Genomic DNA, 23,895 nt, shown 5'->3' with positions numbered 1-23,895 from the left:
CATTTCATTTTTTAGTTAGGAAGGCTCCTGTGGCAACAAACGTTGGAGAAGAAATACTGATTAATTTCACCCCGATGGAAACCCGAGTTGCTGTTATCGAAAACGGGATGCCTCAGGAAATCTACGTAGAGCGTTCCACAAAGCGCGGTATTGTCGGAAATATTTATAAAGGAAAAGTAGTTCGAGTGCTGCCAGGCATGCAAGCTGCTTTTATAGAAATAGGCTTGGAGCGAGCCGCTTTTATTCATGTTGAAGATGTATTGCCTCAGCAGAGTAGTGGTGAAGAGAAAAATAATATTTCTATCTCTCACGTTCTAAGAGAAGGTCAGGCCCTAGTCGTACAGGTAACTAAAGATCCTATTGGTACTAAAGGGGCGCGCTTAACAACGCATATTTCTATTCCTTCTCGTTATTTAGTGTATATGCCTGGAAATAGTCATATCGGTATTTCCCAACGTATTGAAGATATTGAAGAGCGTGAACGTTTACGCAGTGCATTACAAAAATGTGTTGCCATGGATGAGTCTGATACAGCCGGTTATATTTTACGCACAGTTGCAGAAGGTGCTTCGGAAACCGAGCTGGTTGCAGACGTGCAATTTTTAAAGCGCTTGTGGAAAGCGATAGAAGCTGGAACTGTTACCGCTTCTGTTCCCTCTATTGTTTATGAAGATTTACCGTTGAATATGCGTGCCTTGAGGGATATGGCGCATGCGGGTATTGAACGTATCAGAATCGACTCACGCGAGACTTTTCAAAAGGCTCAATCCTTCTCGAAAGCCTTAGTCCCAGAAATATATGATCATCTTGAGTATTACCCCGGTGAAAGGCCGATCTTCGATCTCTATAACGTAGAAGATGAGATGCAAAGGGCGCTTGGGCGCAAGGTGGACCTGAAGTCCGGTGGGTATTTGATTTTTGACCAAACAGAGGCGATGACAACCGTTGATGTAAATACTGGCGGTTTTGTTGGCCACCGTAATTTGGAAGAAACTATTTTCAAGACGAACCTTGAAGCAGCAACCGCTATCGGAAGGCAGCTGCGTTTAAGAAATCTTGGCGGTATTATTATCATCGATTTTATTGATATGGAGATGGTTGAGCATCAGCAGCAAGTGTTAAGAACGCTTGAGCGAGTATTGGATCGCGATCATGCTAAATGTAAAGTTACTGGTGTGTCAGAGCTAGGACTCGTAGAAATGACACGCAAGCGCACTCGAGAAAGCTTAGAGCATATTCTGTGTGAACCATGTAGTCAGTGCCAGGGCCGAGGTTCTATCAAAACGCCTGTTACTGTGTGTTATGAGATTTTCCGTGAAATTCTACGCCAACATCGTGCCTATGACACCGAAGCGTATTTAGTTCTGGCATCAGCTGGCGTAGTTGAGTATTTAACCGATGATGCTTCAGATCATGTTGCCGAACTTGAAGCGTTTATTAATAAAACGATTCGTTTTCAAGTAGAAGCAATGTATAGCCCAGAGCAGTTTGATGTTGTGTTAAGGTAATATACTACTGCGCTTATTTATAGTTCTATGGTGACAGAGCTTAATTATGCTCTGCTGAAAATTTAAGCGTCAAAATACTCTGCTGATCGGGCGGGTAGGTGAAGTTAAATGCTGAATCGTCTCTTTTGCTGGGTAGGTTGGGTATTGTTGGTGATTTTGCTGTTAGTTGCAATCACAGTGGCCCTTACCCGACAGTTTCTACCATCCATCGCCGAACACAAAGCTGCGATAGAAGAATATATTTCAGACAAAGCAGGTACACCTATTACCATAGAGGAGGTATCTGCACACTGGGATGGGCAATATCCCACTTTTCATTTACAAAACGTCCGTACTTATAGTGATTCTGCTGTAGAGCCTGAAGTTAATTTTAGCATTCATCAGGTAGATGCTGAGATTGATATTTTTGCCTCAATACTTGCTCGCTTTCCTGTATTTTCTATCTTAAATATTGATCAAACGTCTGTGTCTCTTCGCCAGCGCGAGGGGCGATGGGGAGTGCTAGGTACAAGCTCTTCTTCGGTGAGTAGTGATGGCCTTGTTAGGCAAGTTATTAATATGCTAACTCAGCAGCCTGAAGTTTCTTTTACTAATGCGCGTTTATCTTTGTACCCTGAGCAGGGAGCTGTCCAGAAAATATCCCCTATTACCTTCTTATTAAATAATGCGGGTGATCAGCATTACCTATACGGGTCTTTAACGTTAGCACTCGCTGATAGTAATGCATCGAATGTTGAGTTTGCTATTGAAACTGAAAACCTTCCTGCTGATCCTTTGTTGGGTGATTATAAGCTTTATGCAAAAGTTAGTAATTTGGGGCAGCAACTACTGAATCTTGATTTAGTGGACTTACCATTTGATATAAAAGACCTAGATATGGGTACCGAGCTTTGGGGGCGCTGGAGTAATCAGCGTGCTGAAGCTTTGCAAGGGCAATTGAGCATTAAACGTTTATCTTTTGAACAGGAGTCATTGGAAAATATTATTGATAGTACTGTTACTTTTGCGCTTCAACCTACCTTGGCCGAAAAGTTTAAGCTCGTGATTTCGGATCTGTTAGTGCAAAACAGCCAAGCAAGAGTAGAGATACCTTTTGTATCAGCTGATATTGGCCTGAATAAAGGAAAAGTACTACTGCATCAAGTGAATCTTAAAGAGTTAGATTTAGCCATGTGGTCACAATGGTTTCTTGGTAAGCCTTATATGCCTGAGAGCTTGGATGATGCTTTACTTAAGCTAAAACCTCAGGGGAAAATTAAGAACTTAACAGTAGTTTGGGCTGACCCACATAACCTAAAAAAGCTGCAAGGTGAGGGTGATCTTCGTGGGGTTAGTGTTGATGACTATTATGGTGCACCGGTTTTAAAAAATGTGACAGGGCGTATCGTCTTTACTGAAGCCTCTGGTGATATTGATTTAGATACTGAATCATTTGTAATGGGTTTTCCTGGGATATTTTCTGAAAACTGGGAGTATCACGAAGCGCGTGGCCGCGTTAGTTGGATTATAGAAGAAAGAGAGGGGCATTCGAGTCCTGTCGTTACGGTAAATAGCAGCTTATTGAATCTGAAAAATGAATCATTGAGTGCTGCTGGCCGCTTTAGCATGTACCTACCATTAGATCGTACGTATCAGACTGAGCTGACACTGTTAATTGCACTGAAGAATGCGGATGCCAAACAAGCACCTTTATACATACCTCCTGCTGAAGTTGGGGAGTCTTTGCATCGATGGGTATCTGCGGCGATTAAAGAGGGCACTGTTAAAGATGGCATGTTGCTTTTACGCGCTGGTACTCGCAGCTTAGAAGGGCGTGTGCCTCCTACCGTGCAGTTATATTTTGATGTTGAGCGTGCCACGGTGAAGTTTCAGCCAGACTGGCCCGTTGTTAAACAAGTCGATATGACGATCAGCGTGGATGGAGAGGCATTAGATATTACCGCCAGTACAGGGATGCTACTTAATAGCCGTGCAAGCAAGATTCAAGTGCAGTTACCTGCTAGGTCGGATCAGCTGAGTGTCAAAACATCGGTGCTGGGGGATGCTAAAGATATTTTTACTTTGCTTAAAACTACATCACTCCATGATTTAGTAGGTGATGGTCTAGATCCATGGTCGTTGTCAGGTAAGCATAAAACAGACGTTGATGTGCTGGTACCTCTATCAGAAAAGGGGGCTCCAATTGTTAGGGTTTCTTCGCGCCTAGATAGGGGACGTTTTAAAAGTGCATCAGAAAATCTAGTTTTTAGTAACGTATCTGGAGATCTCGACTTCTCGACTAAAAAAGGCCTTTCTAGTAGTAACATCAAGGCTTCTTTTATGAGTGCCCCTGTTGCTGTGAGTATTGAGCCAGTTAAGAAAACGCAGCAGCTTCCTGAAGTGACTCGTGTGTATCTTTCTGGAAAAGTGTCTATAGACGCGTTACAAAAACAAACAGAGCTATCTTTATTAAACAGCGCCGAAGGGGCGGCTGCTATTAACGCTCGTTTGGATCTTTGTTCTGGTGTTGCTACGTGTAACAAGCTAGTGGTTGATTCCAACTTGAAAGGGGTTGAACTACAAGCTCCCGCTCCTTTTGGAAAAACTGCTGATGATATTATGCCGTTGCAGATTGTAGGTCAGCTAGGGAGCGATAGCCCTGTTTGGCGATATAAGTTGGGTAACCAACTGCGCGGTATTACTAAGTCTATTGAGAGCGCTTCAAGAACCCGTCTTAGCTTTGGTGGAGAGCGTCCTCAGGAGCCCAGTGAGGCAGGTTTATGGATTGAAGGCGTTGTTGAGCAAGTTGATCTTACTCAGCTAAAGGCGTTTATGGTTCAAAATAATTGGTGGAGTGGTGAAAGCCTTTCAGACTCACAAGGCGGTTTGAAGCAGTTAGCGCTGCATGTCGGGCGCTTATCGGCAGGCGATATACACGTCAGTAATATTGATTTAGTTGTTAGTGCTGAGGGGGGCAGTCATACCGCTATTGGTTTTGTAAGCCCCAAAGTTGCCGGTGAGATACGCGTTCCTAAAAAGGATAATGCTGCTTATCTTGTGAATTTGGATCACTGGTATTTGGACAAAGGCCAGGAATCATCTAAAGGCGATAAGGCACTAAAACAGGATGTTTTGGATACCAGTGAATGGCCGTTAGTTCAGCTTTCTATTAATAAGTTGTTTCTCGACTCTAAACCTGCAGGGCAATGGAGTATGAAGGTTGAGCCGGATAATGCTGGGCAGCTAACAGTCAAAAACATTGTTGGACGTTTCGGTAAATTCTCCCTCACAGGTGATGCAGGGTGGCGCTTAAAAGGTGGTCAGCCCGCTAGTTATATGAATATAGTGTTACAAGGAGATAATCTAGGTACGCTTTTGAAAAATTTTGGCTATGAGGGAGTCATTGAATCGCAGTCAACAAATATCACCAGTGATGTTACATGGTCAGGGTATCCGTGGAGTTTTGAAACTAGAAACTTAAACGGGAATTTCAAGATGTTGCTGAAGAAAGGGCGAATTATTGAAACAGGGCAGCACAGTAATATCTTGCGTTTATTTGGCATCCTAAATCTCAATACAGTGGTTCGAAGGTTACAGCTTAACTTTACTGATTTGGTAAAAGCTGGCGTAGCGTTTGATCGTGTAAGTGCGCATTACTTGCTTAACAGTGGTATTGCATATAGCCAGGAGCCTTTCTCTCTTGAGGGACCTTCAGCTAATGTGAGTATGCAGGGAAGTATTAACATTGTGGACCAGACGTTGGATAGCGAAATTGATGTAGTCTTACCTTTAACAAGCAACTTGCCTGTTGCGGCAGTGCTGCTGGGAGCTCCCCAAATTGCGGGTGCGGTTTTTTTACTCGATAAGCTTATTGGTGATAAGTTTGAGAGAGTATCCACAATAAAGTACCAGTTATCAGGGCCATGGGTTGAGCCAGATGTTAAATCAATTACTCCTTTAGCGGCTAAATCTTCCAATGACACCTCAGGACAAGAAGGGGATAAAAAATGACCCATTTAGCTGTTGTGCAAATGGTGTCTGGTTCTGATGTTGAAATAAACTTGAATAGAGCCGAAGTTCTTATACGAGAAGCTGCCGCTAAGGGCGCGCAACTTGTGTTGTTGCCGGAAAATTTTGCACTCTTTGATAGTCAGCAGCTTTACTCATTGGCTGAGGATGAAAAGGCGAATAAACCTGTTTTATATTGGTTAAGTGGTCTTTCAAAATCTCTAGGGATTTGGTTGTTTGCAGGGAGCTTTCCTCTGCTTGGTAACAGCGCAGCGAATCGTAAAGTGCGTTCTGCTTTGCAAGTTTTTGATCCTGCCGGTAGGTGTGTTGCTCGTTATGATAAGCGTCATCTGTTTGATGTTGATGTTAGTGATAATCAGGGTGTATATCTAGAATCAGCATTTATTGAGGCGGGAGATGAGTTCGTTGTTGTCGAAACAGAAATGGGCAAGGTCGGATTGAGTATCTGTTATGACCTGCGTTTTCCTAAGCATTTCTGGAAGTTGAGAGAGCTTGGTGCTGATATTATTGTTGTGCCTTCTGCTTTTACTAAGGTTACAGGTGAAGCTCATTGGGAGGTTTTATTGAGAGCTCGCGCTGTTGAAACTCAATGTTATATTCTTGGAGCAAATCAAGGCGGGCAGCATAGCCCCTCTCGTGAAACCTCGGGCGACTCTATGATCATAGACCCGTGGGGTACGGTTGTCTCTCGGTGTTGCATGGGGGAAGGTGTTGCGCTTGCTGAATTAGATTCTAGTCTGTTGAACCGTGTGCGCAAGAGTATGCCTGTGCTGTCACAGCAGCGTTAGAAAGTTGATAGGCTGTTAAGGTTAACAGCCTACTATGTTACTAATGACTATGGGTTTTCTTCTAGTTCTCGTAAGTATTTAAATAGCTTACGTGCAGCGGCCGGCGGTTTGTTTTGCGATACTTCTTTTTGAGCGTTTCTTACTAGTTGTCGTAAATGCTGAATATCCGTGTGAGGGTATTCAGAGATAATGACATCTAGCATTGTATTATCTTTGTTATTCTCAATTAAACGATCACGCCATTTTTCAAGCTTATGAAAAACTTTGTTGTGAGCTTCTTTTGTGACGTCAAAGCGTTCGATAGCGTTTGCTATAGCTTCACCATCTTCATAGCGCATTAACTTCCCGATGTACTGCATTTGTCGGCGTAAGGCGCTGCGGTGTGGTAATTTTTTTGCTTCATCCACGGCATGGCGAAGTGTTTCATCGATAGGGAGTTTATCGAGTTGCCCTGGTTTTAGGTCAACTAGACGCTCGCCTAACTTTTGTAGAGCTTCTGCTTCACGTTTTATCTGAGAGCGACTAATAAAGTCTTCATCATCATTATCTAAGTTGTCGAAATTATCTTCGTTCATTTTTTATCCGTAGAAGTAGGTTGCCAGTCCTAGAAATGCAAAAAATCCCACCACATCAGTAATAGTGGTTAGGAGTACGCTTCCAGCTAAGGCGGGGTCAATGCCCCAAGATTTGAGGGCCAGCGGGAGTACAGTACCAGCCAGTGCTCCAGCAATTAAGTTGATGATGATGGCTAAACCAATTACTAAACCGATGGTGGTATCTTCGAACCAGTATATCGATACCGCCGATACGACAAGTGCCCAAAGTACACCGTTTAAACCGCCGACTAATAATTCACGGTTTAGTAACCAGCCAGCATTTGAGCGCTCAACATGCCCTAGTGCTTGCCCGCGAATCATCAGTGTTAGGGTTTGGCTCCCTGCAATACCGCCCATAGAGGCGACTATCGGCATAAGAACAGCAAGTGCGACCACTTTATCAATCGTGTTTTGAAAAATGCCGATAACAGCGGATGCGGTCAGCGCCGTAATTAGGTTGATGCCTAGCCACACCGCCCTTCGTCGGGTTGTTTTCATCAGTGGCGCAAAGGTGTCTTCATCATCGTCAAGACCTGCCATGCTCATCATGGAGTGGTCAGCGTCTTCACGAATTACATCGACAACATCATCGATGGTGATTCGGCCAAGAAGTTTGCCTTTTTTGTTTACAACAGGTGCCGATACTAAATCATGTTTAGCAAAGAGCGAAGCAACTTCATCATCAGGCATCTCTGCTGGAATCGGCTTAATATCAGTGTTCATTATTTCACGAACAGTAATATTGGGGTCAGATACGAGCAGCTTAGTGAGTGGCAGAATCCCGATATAAGATTCTTTTCTTCGACTGACGACAAATAAGCTGTCTGTCATTTCAGGTATTTCATTATGGCGACGAATATAACGCAATACTGTCTCAACAGTAATGTCTGGACGAATAGTCACCGTGTCTGTATTCATCAACCCGCCGGCAGTATCTTCCGGGTAGGCCAGGACAACTTCTAAGCGCTCACGATTCTGCTGATCCATGATCTTCAGCAGTTCTCTTGTTACTCGCTCTGGTAGCTGCTGTAAAACGTCTGCTACATCATCGGTGTCTAGTGACTCGGTGATAGCCAAGACATGGTCGGTATCCATTTTGCTGAGAATGTCTGCTTGAATATCATCAGCAAGATACTGGAGTACTTTACCTTCGTTGTCGGTATGAATTAGATTCCATAAAATTTCGCGCTCTTTCGGCGGAGACTGCTCTAGTAAGTGTGCGACTTCGGCAGGGCGAAGCGAATTGTTTAGAGTGAAGCGCACCTGTTGAAAGGCACCACTGTCCAGCGCTCGATTGAGTTTGTCCAGTGCTGTAGTTTCGTCATTAGTAGCCATAATACCCTTAACTGCGAAAACGCACGGTACAATATTTTATGTCGCTGTAGTATAGCGGATAGATGAGTTGTATTCAGTAATTGCTATGCGTGAATCTAGGGTTATTCATCTTCATCAAAGCGATTGTTGATAAGTGTTTCAATGGCAGAAATAGCATCATCTTGATCGCTACCCGTAGCAATGACAGTGAGTTCTGTACCCTTGCTTGCAGCCAGCATCATGACCGACATAATACTCTTGCCATCAACCTCGCGGCCCTCTTTAACTAAGCGTACGTCAGAGGCAAATCTAGAAGTCGTATTAATGAGTTTCGCAGCAGCACGCGCATGTAAGCCTAGCTTGTTGATAATAGTGATTTTTAGTTCGAGCATAGCGCTTTATTTCCTCTGTGCAATGGTGGCGAGCGCTCAGTGCAGCTCGCGATGCCTGATGTTCACGCTATCCATATAAGATTTAAAGTGGCTAGCTAGTTGCTCAGTGATATAAACTGAACGGTGTTGGCCGCCTGTGCAGCCGATCCCTACAGTGACATAGCTGCGGTTGTTTTGCATGAAGTGTGGTAGCCATTTATCTAAGTACTCTTGAAGGTCCTTTATCATGGCGTTTACGTCACTTTCTTGGCTAAGGAAGTCGATTACAGGTTGGTCGAGTCCTGTGTGCTTTCTAAGTTCAGCTACCCAGTATGGGTTAGGTAAAATACGCATATCAAAAACAATATCGACATCCATAGGGACGCCATGTTTAAAACCAAATGACTCAAACTGTAAAGAAAGCGATTGTTCTTTTCGTTCAGAAATTCTCAGTTTTATGATGTCACGTAGTTCGTAAATAGACAGTAGTGTTGTATCTATTCGCAGGTCAGCAAGGTCGGCAATGGGTTCTAATAATGTACGTTCATAGTCAATAGAGTCAGGGAGGTTGCTGACTAACTCTGCCATCGGGTGGCGTCGTCTTGTTGAGCTGTATCTTTTTAATAGCGTGTCGTGAGAAGCATCAACATAAAGTAGTTCAACTGTGATTTTCGGGTGCTTTTTGAAGTCTCGCCAAATACTCGGCAATTTTTCTAGGTTACTTGATAGATTACGAGCATCTATGCACACAGCTATACGGTTAAGCTGTGCATCATCTTCCAGCATATGATCAATTAAGTTTGGCAGCAATTTGGCCGGAAGGTTATCAATGCAATAGAAGCCAACATCTTCGAGGGCTTGTAGAGCCGTGCTTTTACCTGAGCCTGATCGCCCACTAATGATCACTAATTTCATAGATCCAACTCTAAATGCGAAACAGTTGAGTAGCAACGTCTAAGAGTTGCTGATTTGAATGTGTATTTCTTAGTTTGTCTCGGAACTCTTCCTGACTGAATACTTCAGCCAATTTCCCGAGCGTACTTAAATGGTCGTCACATGCTTCTTCGGGAACGAGTAGGAAAAATAATAAGTCGACTGGGCGGTTATCTATAGCATCAAAATCAATGGGCTTGGATAAGTATATGAGTGCACCAGTGGCCGTTTTGACGTTGGCAAGGCGACAGTGTGGAATGGCCACACCTTCACCTATGCCGGTACTACCCAAGCGTTCTCTGCCGATGAGGCCGCTAAATACTGCTTCTGCAGAGAGATCATTGTTTGACTCAGCAATGACCTTACTGACAAGCTCAATGATACGTTTTTTGCTTCCTCCTTCAATATTTTGAAGAACTCGCTCTGGTGATAATAGTGACAGAATGGGCATGTGATTTCAGTTTTAAAGGTTACTTGTGGCTTTTAGTTTTTTCTTTGTGTTTGATGACCTGGCGATCTAACTTATCGATCAATCCATCAATGGCAGCATACATATCATCTTGTTCGCTTGTGGCAAAGATTTCGCCGCCGGCGATGTGCATATCCGCTTCAGCTTTTTGACGTTGCTTGTCTATGCTTAGTGTGACTTGTACATTGGTAATGTTATCGAAATGTCGCTCAAGTTTCTCAAATTTCGTATGTACGTATTCAGAAAGCGGTTCAGTAAGCTCTACATGATGACCTGTAATATTGATTTGCATAGGTATCTCCTTTTAAAACGACGTATGTCGTTATAACTTAATATTAAACCAGACACTTCCTTTCATTAGAAGGAGCAATGCCCATCGCTTCTCGGTATTTTGCAACAGTTCTTCTTGCAACTTGAATTCCTTCTTGGTCTAGCAGTTGGGCAATTTTATTATCGCTCAACGGCTTTGCAGTATTTTCAGAAGAAATCATTTTTTTAATAACGGCGCGAATAGCTGTAGAGGATGCTGCGCCACCATCATTGGTGCTTACATGGCTAGAGAAGAAGTATTTCAACTCAAATATGCCGCGCGGGGTGTGCATATACTTTTGTGTAGTAACACGAGAAATAGTCGACTCATGCATTTCTACTGCTTCTGCAATGTCGTGCAACACCATTGGCTTCATGGCTTCATCGCCATGTTCTAAGAACTCTGATTGGCGCTCGATAATCTGACTAGACACTTTTAGTAGTGTTTCATTACGGCTTTGTAGGCTTTTTATAAACCAGCGAGCTTCTTGTAAGTGGTTCTTCAGGTAGGTGTTATCAGCGCTGCTGTCAGCTCGACGGATTAGGTCAGCATAACTTGTATTAATTTTCAGGTTGGGAGATGCTTCTTGATTTAACCGTACAGTCCAAACCCCTTGGAATTTCTCAACATAAACATCAGGGGTGACGTATTCAGCTTTTGAACTAGAAATATGAGAACCGGGATAGGGGTTCAGTGATTGTATTAAGAGAATTATAGCCTGTAGCTGAGGCTCTTTTAACCGCAGTTTTCGTAGTAGCTGTTTATAATCTCGAGTACCTAGCAGGTGAATGTACTGTTTGCACAATGTCAGCGCTTGTGGGAGCAGTGGTGTATCTGACGGTAGTTGGCGTAGTTGAATGCTTAAGCACTCGCCCAAATCACGAGAAGCAACACCAGGAGGATCAAACTGTTGAATTCTGTGTAATACCGCGTCTACTTCATCGAGCTCAGATTCGGCAAATAAAGCAGGTTCGCTCTCTTTAAAATGCTCAAGAATCTCTTCTGTAGAGGAGCGTAAATACCCTTCGTTATCAACACCGTCAATAATTGCTTCAGCAATTAAGCGGTCAGCGGGACCCATTGGCGTTAAGTTTAACTGCCAATTAAGGTGGTCTTGCAGTGTTTCTTCTGCTGAATCGTTAGATTCGAAAAATGAATCGTCATCTCGTTGGTTGCTACTGCTTGTCCCCGTTTGATAAGTATCTTCCCATGAAGAGTCAGTGCTGAGTTCAGTAGGGATGTTGTCGCTCCACTGATCTTCTGCTGAGTTCTCTATATTTTCGTCACTAGAGGCGCTGGGTTGTGAGAGGTTATTATCTTCACTTGGGGTGGTTATTTCTTGCTGTACTTCTGGTTGATGCGTTTCATCAGAATCATCACTAGTTTCGAGCATCGGATTGCTGTCCAATGCTTCCTGTATCTCATGCTGGAGGTCGAGTGTGGACAGCTGCAACAAACGAATAGCTTGCTGTAGTTGAGGGGTCATTGTTAAGTGCTGACCCATTTTGAGTTGCAATGATTGCTTCATATAACTACAAGGTTGCTCCAATAAGGCAGTTCATTTTACTTAGAATGTGAAATTTACAATGTGATATTCAAAGTGTAAATGTATGTCCTAAGTAGGCTGCTTTTACTTGCTCATTTGACAGTATCTCTTCTGGTGTCCCCTGAGCAAGAATAACGCCTTCACTAACAATATAGGCTTTTTCACAAATATCGAGTGTTTCTCTCACATTGTGGTCAGTAATTAAAATACCAATACCTTTAGACTGTAGGTGCTTTATTGTTTGCTTTATGTCATTTACAGATATAGGGTCAACGCCAGCAAATGGTTCATCCAATAGAATAAAGGTAGGTTCAGAGGCCAGCGCTCGGGCTATTTCTACACGCCTACGCTCTCCGCCTGATAAGCTCATGCCTAGGCTGTCGCGCAAATGTGTGATGTGGAACTCGTTCATGAGACTTTCTAGCTTTTCGCTGCGCTGCTCTGTTGATAGTTCTTTACGCATCTCTAATATGCCGAGTAGGTTGTCTTGTACGCTAAGCTTGCGAAAGATAGACGCTTCCTGTGGTAGGTAGCCTATTCCTTTGCGGGCGCGCTCATGCATAGGTAGTTGTGTAACGTCATCGCTATTGATGCGTATAGCGCCTTTATCGGTATTAACTAACCCTACAATCATATAAAAGCATGTGGTTTTTCCTGCACCGTTTGGGCCTAGAAGCCCAACGATTTCACCACTGCTAACTTCCAGGGAGACATCGCGAACTACATGTCTTTTTTTGTATGATTTAGCTAGGTGTAGCGCTTGAAGAAGAGTACTCATCTGTATTAATTGGCCTTAGGCTGAATAATCATTTTTACACGTTGCCCTGAGGACCCAGATCCGCTGTATGCATTGACGATGGCTTTTTTCATTTGGTAAACGATACGTTCACCGCTAAAGGTGTCTCGGTCTTGCTCTACTCGCGCTTGACCCGTAATCGTGACGGTTTGTTCAGCAATTTTATATTCTAATTTTTCGCCAAAAGCGTTAGTGATCGGTTGGTCTTTTGAAGGTCTTTGACGAAAGTTGGCCGGGCTCCCCGTTGCGATGATTAGACTTACATCATCCTTTTTACGATATAGGTCGACCTTTGCTGCTCGAATTTCCATGCTGCCTTGAGTCATTAAGACATTGCCTTTGTATGTTGTTGTACCTGTATTATCGTCAATGCGAGCACTGTCCGCACTTATATGAATAGGCTGCTTGCGATCGGTTGGGAGCGCCAAGCAAAATGAGCTGAACAATACACTGATAAGCATAAAGAGGTGTATTAATGACCTGTTATTTAGCATGGAAAGTGCCTTTTACATCAGAAAGTAATTCAGATGTATTCATTTTATAGTTAATAATCATGCCCGTAGCTGTTGTTGTATTGGATTGTTGGGTGATCTCAACGGGCGCGTTTGTCTTTGCCGTTCCTTGAGCTTGGTATAGGCTCAGGCTTGATGTTTTTAATACACTTGGTATCGGGCTTGTTGGATTATGCGTGACGATAACTTGTTCAACAAGGTCGAAGCGGTCGATATTATCATAAGCAATGCCTGAAAGGCTTTTGCTGTTTAAGCGGACACTATTATCAGCCATTAAAGTAATATGAGGTTGTTTCAGTGTAGTGCGTTTTGCTCTTGGGAAATGGTTAAGCTCGTTTGCACTAAGCGTACGCAGAAGCTCTCCATTTTCATTGAATTCTTTACTGGTAGCTGATTTCATAAAGTAATCAACGCCGCTGATTATTTCAGCGTCAAAGGTGTCTTCTATATTGGAATCGGAGTTGATAATCCAATAAAAAAAGAGAGGCAACAGTAGCAATATTGCCAAAGAAATCCTGGTTTTGCTGCGCGTCAGTAACATGCTTATAAGAACCTCTCATAAGCACTCTCTAATTGGTGTTTAGCCTTAAAAATTGCTTCAAAAAATTCACGAGCTACACCAGTAGTCGTTGAGGCCGTGTGCGCTGTTACTTCCCAAATTTCAGCTGGTGCTCTATTTGAGACTTGCGTTATTGGCGCTGGGACCTCAATTCTTAGCATTAAATAACACCAGCTTTAAGCATGTCGTGCATATTTAATGCGCCGATTGGCCGGTTGTCGTCATCGCATATGATTAGTGCATTGATCTTTTTGTCCTGCATGATTTTTAACGCTTCAGCGGCGAGCAAATCTCCAGAAATTGTGGTGCACTGATGTGTCATCACCTCTTCAATGGGTGTTGTTTTGAGATTGAGTTCTTGATCAAGTGTGCGTCGTAAATCGCCATCTGTGAAGATGCCTATTAGTGCTCCACGTTCGTTTACCACGGTTGTCATACCTAAGCGTTTTTCAGTTACCTCAATAAGTGTTTTATTGATGGTCGTACCATGCTGAACAATAGGGATGTCTATACCAGAGTGCATTATATCTTTGGCTTTCAATAATAGTTTTCTACCTAGGCTTCCGCCTGGGTGTGAAAATGCAAAGTCCTCGGCGCTAAAGCCTTTGGCTTCTAATAAGGCAATCGCTAACGCATCGCCCAATACTAATTGTGCAGTCGTGCTGGATGTTGGTGCCAATCCTAGAGGGCACGCTTCTTTTTCTACACCTATATGTAAATTCGCATTCGCTGCTTGGGAAAGCGTAGATAGTGGATTGGCTGTGATGCTTATAAGGGGGGCTCCCATACGCTTTATTAACGGCAGTATGGTTACAATTTCAGATGTTTCACCTGAGTTAGACAGCGCTAATACCACATCGTTAGAGGTAAACATTCCCATGTCGCCATGGCTCGCCTCGCCAGGGTGTACGTAAAAAGCAGGCGATCCTGTGCTGGCTAGGGTTGCAGCAATTTTATTGCCTATATGTCCAGATTTTCCCATGCCTGTAATAATAATACGGCCAGTGCATTCCATCATGAGGCGACACGCACTTTCAAAATTGTTGTCGAGATAGCTCAATAAATCGTTTACGGCTTCTGCTTCCAGTTTGATGGTGCGTATAGCAGATGCAATAAATGGTTTGATATTGTCATTTGTTTTATTCATTGTTCTCGGCTTCTAATCAGGTTGACATAGTGTATAACACAAACATATATCCCGCATATGCAGCGGTTAATAAGCCGCCTTCTACTCGATTGATTTTAGCTGGTCGTTGTAAAAGGCAGAATACTAGCAGTAATGCAGTTAAACCTAGCATCACCATATAATCGCGATTAAAAGCTATCGAATCAAGTGTGATGGGGCTAACTAAGCCTGGGATTGCCATGACTGCTGCAATATTAAATATATTAGAACCAACAATATTCCCTAGTGCTATATCGTGATGGTTTTTCAGCGCGCTGGCAACTGAGGCTGCTAATTCTGGAAGGCTGGTGCCTATGGCAACGATCGTTAGCCCTATCACTAGCTCTGAAACCCCTATGTAAGTTGCTATCTCTACCGCTCCCCATACCAGCATGCGAGAACTTGCTACGAGTAAGCTTAGGCCGAGTATGAGCCAAAAAAGTGCTTTGCCAGTGCTCATTTCAGGAATTTCTTCGGCTTCGTCAGAGATGTGATCTGTAGGGGGGCTGCTTTTTTGGAACTTGGCAAACATGACAAGGCAAATCGCTAATGAAGCGAGTAATAAAATGCCGTCAAATAATGTGATATTTAGGTTATAAAGTACGGCGCCTGCTAGGAGGGTGATGCTCAGGAGTAGTGGTATTTCTTTGCGCAGAACCGCTGATTTTACAGGAAGGGGCGCGATAATGGCGGTGATTCCTAGTACTAGGCCGATGTTCGCAATATTGGAGCCTAACGCGTTGCCAACGGCTAAACTGCCGGATCCATTAATGGATGCCATAATAGAGACGAGTATTTCAGGGGCTGATGTGCCAAATGAAACGATCGTAAGGCCGATTAACATAGGAGACATTCCCGAGTTCTTTGCTGTTGCAGCAGCCCCTATCACAAAGCGGTCAGCACTCCAGACTAAAATGATTAGCCCAGCGATGATAGATAAAATCGGGAATAACATAGTATTTATTGTGCCTAATAGTTAAAAACGGCTTATTAAATCAGAACCAAAATTTGGTGCAAGTTAAAAGGATGGTCTGTTCATGTTTTGTGCAGTAAATGCTATAGTGCTGCGCGGTATTTCTATATGGGAAATCGGATCATTAACCCCTTCTGATATGGCAGGGAAAAGGCTTTGAAAATATGTCGATTAATAACAGTCTAGAATCAATTATCGATATTCGTGGGTTGGGTTTTAGTCGTGGCGCTCGACAAATTTTTCGTCATGTGGATATGAAAATTCCTCGTGGGAAAATTACAGCTATCATGGGGCCATCAGGAACGGGTAAAACAACGCTACTTAAACTGATTGGTGGTCAGCTTCGCCCAGATGCTGGTTATGTGAAAATAGATGGCTTAGATGTGCATCGGATTTCTCGTCAGCAGTTGTTCACTTTGCGTGAACGAATGGGGATGCTGTTTCAAAGTGGTGCATTGTTTACAGATATGAGCGTCTATGAAAATGTAGCGTTTCCGATCAAGGTGCATACTGAGTTACCAGAAGACATGATACGAGATATTGTATTATTGAAGTTACAGGCTGTTGGGTTGCGCGGTGCCAGAGATTTAATGCCGAGCGAGTTGTCTGGGGGGATGGCAAGACGCGTAGCGCTAGCGCGAGCAATAGCCTTGGATCCAGATATCGTGATGTATGATGAGCCTTTCACTGGACAAGACCCTATTGCTAAAGGTGTTCTTGTTAATCTTATTCGAAAGATAAATCAGGCGTTGGGGCACACAAGCATTATTGTTTCCCATGATATTCAAGAAACAATGAGTATCGCAGATTACATTTATTTATTATCAGATGGGCAAGTGATTGCATCAGGAACACCACAAGCTTTGTTGAGTGATAAGACCGATCAAGTTCAGCAGTTTATGCAAGGGTTGCCCGATGGGCCTGTTCCCTTTCACTTTTCTGATGATGACATGTTAGAAGACCTTTGCGCTCAGGAGAAGCGATAATGCTTAATCAATTTGGCTCGCTTGGGCGTGCTATGTTGGATCGTTTGGCTGGTATAGGGCGTGCAGGTGGTGTTGTTTGGCAATCATTAGTTGCAAAGCCTACACCTGTTGTAATGTTTCCTTTACTGCTTAAGCAAATTTATTTTGTAGGCGTTTTATCACTGGTTATTATTATTGTCTCTGGCCTGTTTATTGGCATGGTGCTAGGTTTGCAGGGCTATACTATTCTTGTTGATTATGGGTCAGAGCAAGCAGTTGGACAGATGGTGGCGCTTAGTTTAGTTCGAGAGTTAGCGCCTGTTGTGACAGCATTGTTGTTTGCTGGTCGAGCAGGGTCAGCGTTAACAGCCGAAATAGGCTTGATGAAGGCCACTGAGCAGTTGTCCAGCCTTGAAATGATAGGTGTAGATCCTTTGCGTCGCATTGTGGCTCCTCGGTTGTGGGCAGGTTTTATCTGTATGCCAGTCTTAGCAATTATTTTTGCAATGGTTGGGATCTGGGGAGGCGCTTTAGTCAGTATTGAATGGCTTGGGATCTTTGAAGGATCTTTTTGGTCAAACATGCAAAATTCTGTAGATTTTTCTGAAGATGTGCTCAATGGTGTGATCAAGGCCATTGTTTTTGGCATCGTTGTAACTTGGATTGCTGTTTTTCAAGGGTATGATTGTGTTCCAACGTCGGAAGGTATTAGTCAGGCAACGACTCGTACCGTTGTTTATTCGTCTTTAGCGGTTCTAGCGCTGGACTTTATTTTAACCGCATTGATGTTTGGGGATTTATAAGAAATGCGTATGCGATGGATAGAAATAATGGTTGGTTTTTTTATGGTGCTAGGAGTGTTGGCACTGTTGGGGCTGGCTCTGAATGTAAGTGGTTTGAAGTTATCGGCTCAACAGGATGATTACACAGTCCATGCACGGTTTGAAAATATTGGTGGGTTGACTTCTCGTGCTAAAGTTACGCTATCAGGCGTGCAGATTGGCGAAGTTAAAAGCATTAAAATTGATACACAGCGCTTAGTTGCTCTTGTTACTATGGATATCTATTCTGACATTGATTACTTGTCTATCGATAGCTCAGCAAAAATTCTGACAGCAGGGTTGTTGGGAGAACAGTATATAGGTATCTCCGTTGGTTTTGAGGAAGATAGCCTTAAAGATGGTGATTATATCGATGACACCCAATCAGCACTTGTTCTAGAAGATCTGATCGGTAAGTTTTTATTTAATAAAGTGAATAACTAGGAGAGGCCCTCTCAATGCAACGCTTTTTTCTAACTTTTTTGCTCGGGATGAGCTTGGCTTTTCAGTCTTTGACAGCTCAGGCTACCTGGCAAGAAGCGAGTGTCGAGGTTCGCCAAACAATTGAAGATATGATTGTTGTTATCGATGAACATCGTGCTCAAGAGCCGGTTGATCTTCAATCAGTGATTCAAGATATAGAGGCAATAGTTGATAGAGATGTAGATTTTGAGTACATCTCGAAGTGGGTTATGGGTAAGTATTACCGCCAAGCTAGTGATGCTCAGCGTAATAAGTTTGCGGTTGTCTTTAAGCAGACGCTGATAAGAACATATGCGAAATCATTGCTTGAGTTTGATGTGGATACCTATGACTTAGTTGGCGCAAATATTGTGAGCCCAGTTGATAGTAAGCAAATTGTTTCTGTTAATGTGGTATCTAAAGCGGGTGTTGGGTATACCTTAGTTAACTATATGGTTAAGTCTGAGGGGTATTGGAAACTAGTGAATGTGATGCTGAATGGCATCAACTTAAGAATTACATTCCAAAATCAGTTTTATGAAATGATGCAGCGCTCAAGATATGATGTAGGGCGTGTTGTTGATTCTTGGGAAGCAAAGATTGATGATAAACGTACAAAGAACTAGCCTGTGATTGAACAAAAGAACACACTAAAAGCAGAATTTAATAACGAGCTAAACCAAATTACATTAACGGGTGATTTGGTTTTTCCTCGTATTGATAGTGTCAGGAAAGTGACTGAAGCAGAGATCTCGGCTAAAGCTGGGGACTGTGTTCTGGATTTTTCAAATGTAAAAAAAGTGGATAGTTCATCTTTGTCCCTCTGTTTATGTTTTTTAAGATTAGCTAAAGAACAAAATAAGAAAATGACATTTATAAACTTACCAAAGGATATGGTAGCGATTGCTGATCTTGTAGGCTTGAGTATTACAGGGTGCTCTTTGACAGACAGCTAGTCGGGTATTAATTTCGCCTTTTAAGCGCTAATTCGTTATCATTGCGCCCCTCAATTACAAACGTAACTTACCCCGGAGCGCTTCATGACCGCTGAAGAAGTAAAACAAATTATTGAATCGCAGCTGCAAGGCTCGCAAGTGATCACTGGAGGGGAAGGTTGTTCCTTCGAAGTTACTGTTATTAATGATAAATTTGCCGGTTTGATGCCAGTTAAAAAGCAGCAGTTGGTATATCAGTGCCTGAATGAATATATTGCTGATGGCACTATTCATGCGCTAACTATTAAAACCTATACACCTGAACAGTGGGCTGCACTGCAAAGCTAACCAACGGTTGGAAATTTTTGAATGGATAAACTCATTATTGAAGGCGGTGCGTGTCTGAACGGCGAAGTTCGTATTTCAGGCGCTAAAAATTCGGCACTACCTATTCTTGCAGCAACACTCTTGGCTGATGAGCCAGTAACTATCTGCAATTTACCGCATTTGCACGATATTACGACAATGCTTGAATTGATTCGTCGTACAGGTGTAGAACTGACTGTTGATGAAAAGCTAAGCGTTGAAGTTGATACGAGCACGATCAAAAATTTTCATGCGCCATATGAGCTGGTAAAAACCATGCGCGCATCAATCTTGGTGCTGGGTCCATTATTGGCTCATTATGGGGAAGCAGAAGTATCGCTTCCTGGAGGGTGTGCTATTGGTAGCCGCCCCGTTGATTTACACATTCGTGGTCTAGAGGCTATGGGTGCTGAAATTACTGTCGATGCCGGTTACATTCACGCACGCAGTGATGGTCGCTTGAAAGGCGCTAAAATATTATTTGATATCGTGACAGTAACCGGAACTGAAAATATTTTAATGGCTGCTGCTTTGGCTGAAGGGCAAAGTATTATTGAAAATGCTGCCCGTGAGCCGGAAATTGTCGATCTGGCGAATTGCCTTATTGCAATGGGTGCCGATATCCAAGGAGCGGGTACCGATACTATTACCGTAAATGGTGTTGAATCCCTTAAAGGTTGTCGTTACTCGGTTATGCCCGATCGTATTGAAACAGGCACATATTTAGTGGCTGCTGCTGCGACTCGTGGTTATGTTAAGACTAAAAATACACGTGCAGATATTTTGGATGCCGTGTTATTGAAGCTGACAGAAGCGGGTGCAAAGATTGAAACAGGCGACGACTGGATCTCTCTGGACATGGAGGGCCGCCGTCCTAAAGCTGTGAATATTACTACTGCCCCTTATCCTGCTTTCCCGACTGACATGCAAGCGCAATTTGCTGCACTAAATGCAGTCGCTGAAGGTGTTGGGCATATTAAAGAAACGATTTTTGAAAATCGATTTATGCATATGCAAGAGATGATTCGATTAGGGGCAAATATCCTAATTGATGGTAACTCTGCCAGCATTGAAGGTGGTGAGCATCTTAAGGGCGCAGAGGTGATGGCAACCGACTTAAGAGCCTCTGCCAGCTTAGTGATTGCTGGACTAGTAGCGAGTGGCGAGACCACAATTGATCGTATTTATCACATCGATCGTGGTTATGAGTGTATTGAAGAGAAATTGCAGATGATGGGGGCGAAAATTCGCCGCATTCCAGGTTAAGTGAATAAAATGATGAAGAAACAACAGCTTACAATTGCGCTGTCTAAAGGCCGTATCCTTGAAGAAACGCTGCCCTTGTTAGAAGCGGCGAATATAATTCCAGCTGAGAATATATTTAAAAGTCGTAAGCTGATCTTCGACACTAATCATGACAACATTAAATTTGTTGTGATACGCGCGACTGATGTTCCAACCTATGTTGAGTATGGCGGTGCGGATATGGGTATTGCTGGTAAAGATGTTTTGATGGAGCACGGAGGCAAAGGCCTCTATGAGCCATTAGATCTAGAAATTGCTAAATGCAAGCTCATGGTTGCAGGGCTTACAGATGCATCGCCTGTTGAAGGGCGTATGCGTATCGCTACAAAATTTGTCAATATTGCTAAGCAGTACTTCGCTCAGCAGGGTTGTCAGGTTGATATCGTTAAGTTGTATGGTGCTATGGAGCTGGCTCCTATTATGGGTTTGGCTGATCGTATAGTTGATATCGTCGACACCGGTAATACCTTGCGTGCGAATGGTTTGGAGCCAATGGATTTTATCGCCAACATTAGTTCACGGCTCGTTGTGGGGCAGCCTGCATTAAAAATGAAGCATCGCCAAATCCAGCCTATTATCGACATGATGTCTGAAGCCGTTGTGAAAAGAAGGGAGGGGTAGTGATGACCGAGTTGTCAATTACTCGTTTAAGTAGCTCTCAGGAAGACTTCGATCTCCAATTAGAGAAACTGCTTGCATGGGAAAGTGTTTCCGATGCGAAAGTTAATCAAATAGTTGATGATATCTTGTCTGAAGTTAAGCAGCAGGGTGATGCAGCTGTCGTTACTTATACCAATCGCTTTGACTTGACTTCGGTCGATACTATGCAAGAGTTGGAATTGAGCTCTGAACGCCTTGCACAAGCACTTGCAGGACTTCCTGAGGTTCAGCGTAGTGCGCTTGAAAAGGCGGCGAACCGTATTCGTCACTATCACGAAAAGCAAAAATCTGACTCGTGGCAGTATACTGAAGAAGATGGCACTATGCTGGGTCAAAAAGTGACTCCGCTAGACCGCGTAGGCTTATATGTCCCGGGTGGAAAGGCTGCTTATCCTTCATCTGTATTGATGAATGCTATCCCTGCAAAAGTAGCAGGTGTTGCTGAAATTATAATGGTTGTACCCACGCCGCGTGGAGAGCTAAATCAGCTAGTACTCGCGGCCGCCTCTTTAGCAGGTGTTGATCGAGTGTTTACTATCGGCGGGGCGCAAGCTGTTGCCGCATTGGCTTATGGTACTGAAACCGTACCTAAAGTTGATAAAATAGTGGGGCCAGGCAATATTTTTGTGGCCACTGCTAAGCGCGCAGTATTTGGTGCAGTCGGTATCGATATGATAGCAGGGCCTTCAGAGATTTTGGTTGTGTGTGATGGCCAAACGGATCCTGACTGGGTTGCTATGGATCTGTTCTCGCAAGCGGAACATGATGAAGATGCGCAACCAATACTGGTAACGCCTGATGCAGGTTTTATTGATCAGGTCGAAGATAGCATTCGTAAGCTATTACCAACGATGGAGCGTAAGGAAATTATTGAAGTTTCTTTACGAAATCGTGCGGCACTCATTCTCGTTGAAGATATGCAGCAGGCGATTGAAATTAGTAATCGTATAGCCCCCGAACATTTAGAGCTTTCAGTAGAAGACCCAGAAGTTCTATTGCCTTTGGTTCGTCATGCCGGTGCTATCTTTATGGGGCGTCACACGGCAGAAGCGCTGGGTGATTACTGTGCAGGACCTAATCATGTTTTACCAACATCAGGCACTGCACGATTCTCTTCCCCGTTAGGCGTTTACGATTTTCAAAAGCGCTCTTCGTTGATTATGTTCTCTGCAGATGGTGCTTCTGATATTGGAGGAGTGGCTTCAGTGTTGGCAAGAGGTGAAGGGCTTACTGCTCATGCGCGCTCTGCAGAGTACCGCATTAAGAACTAAGCATATTTGTTGTGAGAAGGCCTCATGAGAGGCCTTTTTTGTAAGCTTGTTTTCAAATATTAAACATCCAGACTTAAGAACTCGGGCGAGTTAACGGTCTTTCTCCTACAGTTACTTTTGCAGTAAACTGTTTTCCTTCTCGTAAATACTCAACCTCTAATGGTTCACCTGGGGTGAAATCAGCAATACCAATCATTGAGCGTCGTCCCTCAACCGGTTTGCCATTCAATGAAAGCATAATGTCGCCGGGTTGTAAGCCGGCTTTGTGTGCGGGTCCATCTCGGTAAATTCCGGCAACAATTAAGCCACTCATCTCCTGAAGACCAAAAGATTCAGCCAAGTTTGCGGTTAACTCCTGAATCTCGACACCCATCCATCCACGAACCACTCGACCTTGAGTAATGAGGTCGGTCATGACTTTTTTTGCAAGATTGGAGGGGATAGCGAACCCTATTCCTTGGGATCCGCCTGATTTTGAAAAAATGGCAGAGTTGATGCCAATCAGATTGCCGTGAGCGTCTACTAAAGCGCCGCCGGAGTTACCAGGATTAATAGCAGCGTCAGTTTGTAAAAAGTCTTCATAAGTGTTCAGGCCCAGGCTGTTCCTTCCTGTCGCACTGACAATACCCATAGTTACTGTTTGGCCAACCCCAAATGGGTTGCCAATAGCGAGTACGACATCACCTACGAGTAGTGAATCAGAAGGTGATAGTGTAACGCTTGGTAAGTTATCCATATTGGTCTTGAGGATGGCTAGATCAGTTTCAGGATCTGTTCCGATAATTTCAGCAGGTGCCTCGCGACCATCTTTCAGAACAATAACGATGCTGTCAGCACCTGCGATGACATGGTTGTTGGTAATAATGTAGCCGTGAGCATTAAGAATGACACCCGAGCCTAGGCTTGACTGAATACGCTCTCGTTGAGGCATGTCACCCAGTTCATAAAACTTCTTAAACAAAGGGTCTTTTATTACGTGATGTCTTTTTTGCTCAATGAGTGTTCGCGTATATATGTTCACAACAGCAGGTGCTGCCTTTTCTACAGCCTCGGCGTAGGAAACGGGGCCGCTTTTTCCTGGGACATGAGTCGATAATTGGGTTTCTCTAATTTCGACAGTTGTCACAGGTGGTGAAAGTAGTTGGGGGAAAAACTGCAACAGGATGATTGCTATAAGCACACCTGTAATAATCGGCCAACCAAGAAAACTGAGTTTGCGCATTAAAATAAATTCCGGAAATACTGGTGAAAACAAAATCACA

General features: G+C 43.5%; 25 protein-coding genes. 12 read left to right on the top strand and 13 right to left on the bottom strand.

Features of this window, described 5'->3' with window-relative positions; genetic code table 11:
* Positions 1-29: 29 nt before the first annotated feature.
* The 3 genes from rng (at position 30) to G511_RS0104365 (ending at position 6,304) form a co-directional block, all read left to right on the top strand.
* A complete protein-coding gene (gene rng, locus G511_RS0104375) occupies positions 30-1,508 on the top strand; it encodes a ribonuclease G (protein WP_028468556.1) in 1,479 nt (492 codons plus the stop codon).
* A gap of 108 nt (positions 1,509-1,616) precedes the next feature.
* Entirely contained in the window at positions 1,617-5,498 is a 3,882-nt protein-coding gene (locus G511_RS0104370) for a YhdP family protein (RefSeq protein WP_028468555.1), read from the top strand.
* Entirely contained in the window at positions 5,495-6,304 is an 810-nt protein-coding gene (locus tag G511_RS0104365; protein ID WP_036551253.1) for a carbon-nitrogen hydrolase family protein, read from the top strand. The genes G511_RS0104370 and G511_RS0104365 overlap by 4 nt, the downstream gene beginning before the upstream one ends.
* A 47-nt stretch (positions 6,305-6,351) precedes the next feature.
* Here the strand turns inward: G511_RS0104365 and yjgA are convergent, their stop codons facing one another.
* The 12 genes from yjgA to G511_RS0104300 all read right to left on the bottom strand — a co-directional run bounded on the left by yjgA (position 6,352) and on the right by G511_RS0104300 (position 15,830).
* Positions 6,352-6,879, bottom strand: coding sequence for a ribosome biogenesis factor YjgA (gene yjgA, locus G511_RS0104360; protein ID WP_028468553.1), 528 nt, complete (start codon positions 6,877-6,879; stop codon positions 6,352-6,354).
* Between the two features lie 3 nt (positions 6,880-6,882).
* Complete coding sequence (gene mgtE, locus G511_RS0104355) at positions 6,883-8,235, bottom strand: magnesium transporter (protein WP_028468552.1); 1,353 nt, start codon at positions 8,233-8,235, stop codon at positions 6,883-6,885.
* Between the two features lie 101 nt (positions 8,236-8,336).
* The gene (locus G511_RS0104350; protein ID WP_028468551.1) at positions 8,337-8,606 is read right to left on the bottom strand and encodes an HPr family phosphocarrier protein; all 270 of its coding nucleotides are present in this window, start codon (positions 8,604-8,606) and stop codon (positions 8,337-8,339) included.
* A 36-nt stretch (positions 8,607-8,642) separates the two neighbouring features.
* Positions 8,643-9,500, bottom strand: coding sequence for an RNase adapter RapZ (rapZ, locus tag G511_RS0104345; protein WP_028468550.1), 858 nt, complete (start codon positions 9,498-9,500; stop codon positions 8,643-8,645).
* A gap of 10 nt (positions 9,501-9,510) precedes the next feature.
* The gene (ptsN, locus tag G511_RS0104340; RefSeq protein WP_028468549.1) at positions 9,511-9,969 is read right to left on the bottom strand and encodes a PTS IIA-like nitrogen regulatory protein PtsN; all 459 of its coding nucleotides are present in this window, start codon (positions 9,967-9,969) and stop codon (positions 9,511-9,513) included.
* 19 nt (positions 9,970-9,988) lie between these two features.
* Positions 9,989-10,279, bottom strand: a complete 291-nt coding sequence (gene hpf / locus G511_RS0104335; RefSeq protein WP_028468548.1) for a ribosome hibernation promoting factor — start codon at positions 10,277-10,279, stop codon at positions 9,989-9,991.
* A gap of 43 nt (positions 10,280-10,322) precedes the next feature.
* Complete coding sequence (locus G511_RS0104330) at positions 10,323-11,825, bottom strand: RNA polymerase factor sigma-54 (protein ID WP_028468547.1); 1,503 nt, start codon at positions 11,823-11,825, stop codon at positions 10,323-10,325.
* Between the two features lie 67 nt (positions 11,826-11,892).
* On the bottom strand, positions 11,893-12,621 hold the full coding sequence (lptB, locus tag G511_RS0104325; protein ID WP_028468546.1) for an LPS export ABC transporter ATP-binding protein: 729 nt from the start codon (positions 12,619-12,621) through the stop codon (positions 11,893-11,895).
* A 5-nt stretch (positions 12,622-12,626) separates the two neighbouring features.
* Positions 12,627-13,133, bottom strand: a complete 507-nt coding sequence (gene lptA, locus G511_RS0104320; RefSeq protein ID WP_028468545.1) for a lipopolysaccharide transport periplasmic protein LptA — start codon at positions 13,131-13,133, stop codon at positions 12,627-12,629.
* Positions 13,123-13,692: an LPS export ABC transporter periplasmic protein LptC gene (gene lptC / locus G511_RS0104315; RefSeq protein ID WP_028468544.1), complete on the bottom strand. Its 570-nt coding sequence runs from the start codon at positions 13,690-13,692 to the stop codon at positions 13,123-13,125. The genes lptA and lptC overlap by 11 nt, the downstream gene beginning before the upstream one ends.
* A 178-nt stretch (positions 13,693-13,870) precedes the next feature.
* Positions 13,871-14,857: a KpsF/GutQ family sugar-phosphate isomerase gene (locus G511_RS0104305; RefSeq protein ID WP_028468543.1), complete on the bottom strand. Its 987-nt coding sequence runs from the start codon at positions 14,855-14,857 to the stop codon at positions 13,871-13,873.
* Positions 14,858-14,873: 16 nt separating this feature from the next.
* Positions 14,874-15,830, bottom strand: coding sequence for a calcium/sodium antiporter (locus G511_RS0104300; RefSeq protein ID WP_028468542.1), 957 nt, complete (start codon positions 15,828-15,830; stop codon positions 14,874-14,876).
* A gap of 182 nt (positions 15,831-16,012) precedes the next feature.
* Here G511_RS0104300 and G511_RS0104295 point away from each other — a divergent pair, with 182 nt between their 5' ends.
* The 9 genes from G511_RS0104295 to hisD all read left to right on the top strand — a co-directional run bounded on the left by G511_RS0104295 (position 16,013) and on the right by hisD (position 22,633).
* Entirely contained in the window at positions 16,013-16,834 is an 822-nt protein-coding gene (locus tag G511_RS0104295; RefSeq protein WP_036551249.1) for an ABC transporter ATP-binding protein, read from the top strand.
* The gene (gene mlaE / locus G511_RS0104290) at positions 16,834-17,616 is read left to right on the top strand and encodes a lipid asymmetry maintenance ABC transporter permease subunit MlaE (protein ID WP_028468540.1); all 783 of its coding nucleotides are present in this window, start codon (positions 16,834-16,836) and stop codon (positions 17,614-17,616) included. Before G511_RS0104295 ends, mlaE begins: the two co-directional genes overlap by 1 nt.
* A 3-nt stretch (positions 17,617-17,619) precedes the next feature.
* The gene (gene mlaD / locus G511_RS0104285) at positions 17,620-18,078 is read left to right on the top strand and encodes an outer membrane lipid asymmetry maintenance protein MlaD (protein ID WP_028468539.1); all 459 of its coding nucleotides are present in this window, start codon (positions 17,620-17,622) and stop codon (positions 18,076-18,078) included.
* Between the two features lie 14 nt (positions 18,079-18,092).
* The gene (locus G511_RS0104280; RefSeq protein WP_028468538.1) at positions 18,093-18,722 is read left to right on the top strand and encodes an MlaC/ttg2D family ABC transporter substrate-binding protein; all 630 of its coding nucleotides are present in this window, start codon (positions 18,093-18,095) and stop codon (positions 18,720-18,722) included.
* A 3-nt stretch (positions 18,723-18,725) separates the two neighbouring features.
* Positions 18,726-19,052, top strand: a complete 327-nt coding sequence (locus G511_RS21755; protein ID WP_036551246.1) for an STAS domain-containing protein — start codon at positions 18,726-18,728, stop codon at positions 19,050-19,052.
* A gap of 84 nt (positions 19,053-19,136) precedes the next feature.
* Positions 19,137-19,379 carry a BolA family protein gene (locus G511_RS0104270; RefSeq protein ID WP_028468537.1) on the top strand — a complete coding sequence of 81 codons (243 nt, stop codon included), beginning with the start codon at positions 19,137-19,139 and terminating at the stop codon, positions 19,377-19,379.
* A gap of 21 nt (positions 19,380-19,400) precedes the next feature.
* Positions 19,401-20,663, top strand: a complete 1,263-nt coding sequence (murA, locus tag G511_RS0104265) for a UDP-N-acetylglucosamine 1-carboxyvinyltransferase (protein WP_028468536.1) — start codon at positions 19,401-19,403, stop codon at positions 20,661-20,663.
* 12 nt (positions 20,664-20,675) lie between these two features.
* Positions 20,676-21,323 (top strand): ATP phosphoribosyltransferase, encoded by a 648-nt coding sequence (hisG, locus tag G511_RS0104260; RefSeq protein WP_028468535.1) that lies wholly within the window; start codon positions 20,676-20,678, stop codon positions 21,321-21,323.
* Positions 21,324-21,325: 2 nt separating this feature from the next.
* Complete coding sequence (hisD, locus tag G511_RS0104255) at positions 21,326-22,633, top strand: histidinol dehydrogenase (protein ID WP_028468534.1); 1,308 nt, start codon at positions 21,326-21,328, stop codon at positions 22,631-22,633.
* A gap of 73 nt (positions 22,634-22,706) precedes the next feature.
* Here the strand turns inward: hisD and G511_RS0104250 are convergent, their stop codons facing one another.
* Positions 22,707-23,855 (bottom strand): trypsin-like peptidase domain-containing protein, encoded by a 1,149-nt coding sequence (locus G511_RS0104250; RefSeq protein WP_028468533.1) that lies wholly within the window; start codon positions 23,853-23,855, stop codon positions 22,707-22,709.
* Positions 23,856-23,895 lie beyond the last annotated feature (40 nt).

The sequence above is a fragment of the Neptunomonas japonica DSM 18939 genome (genome assembly GCF_000422765.1).
Classification (GTDB): Bacteria; Pseudomonadota; Gammaproteobacteria; order Pseudomonadales; family Balneatricaceae; genus Neptunomonas; species Neptunomonas japonica.
The sequence above is the reverse complement of the archived record's forward strand: the minus strand, read 5'-3'. Positions and strand labels throughout refer to the sequence as shown.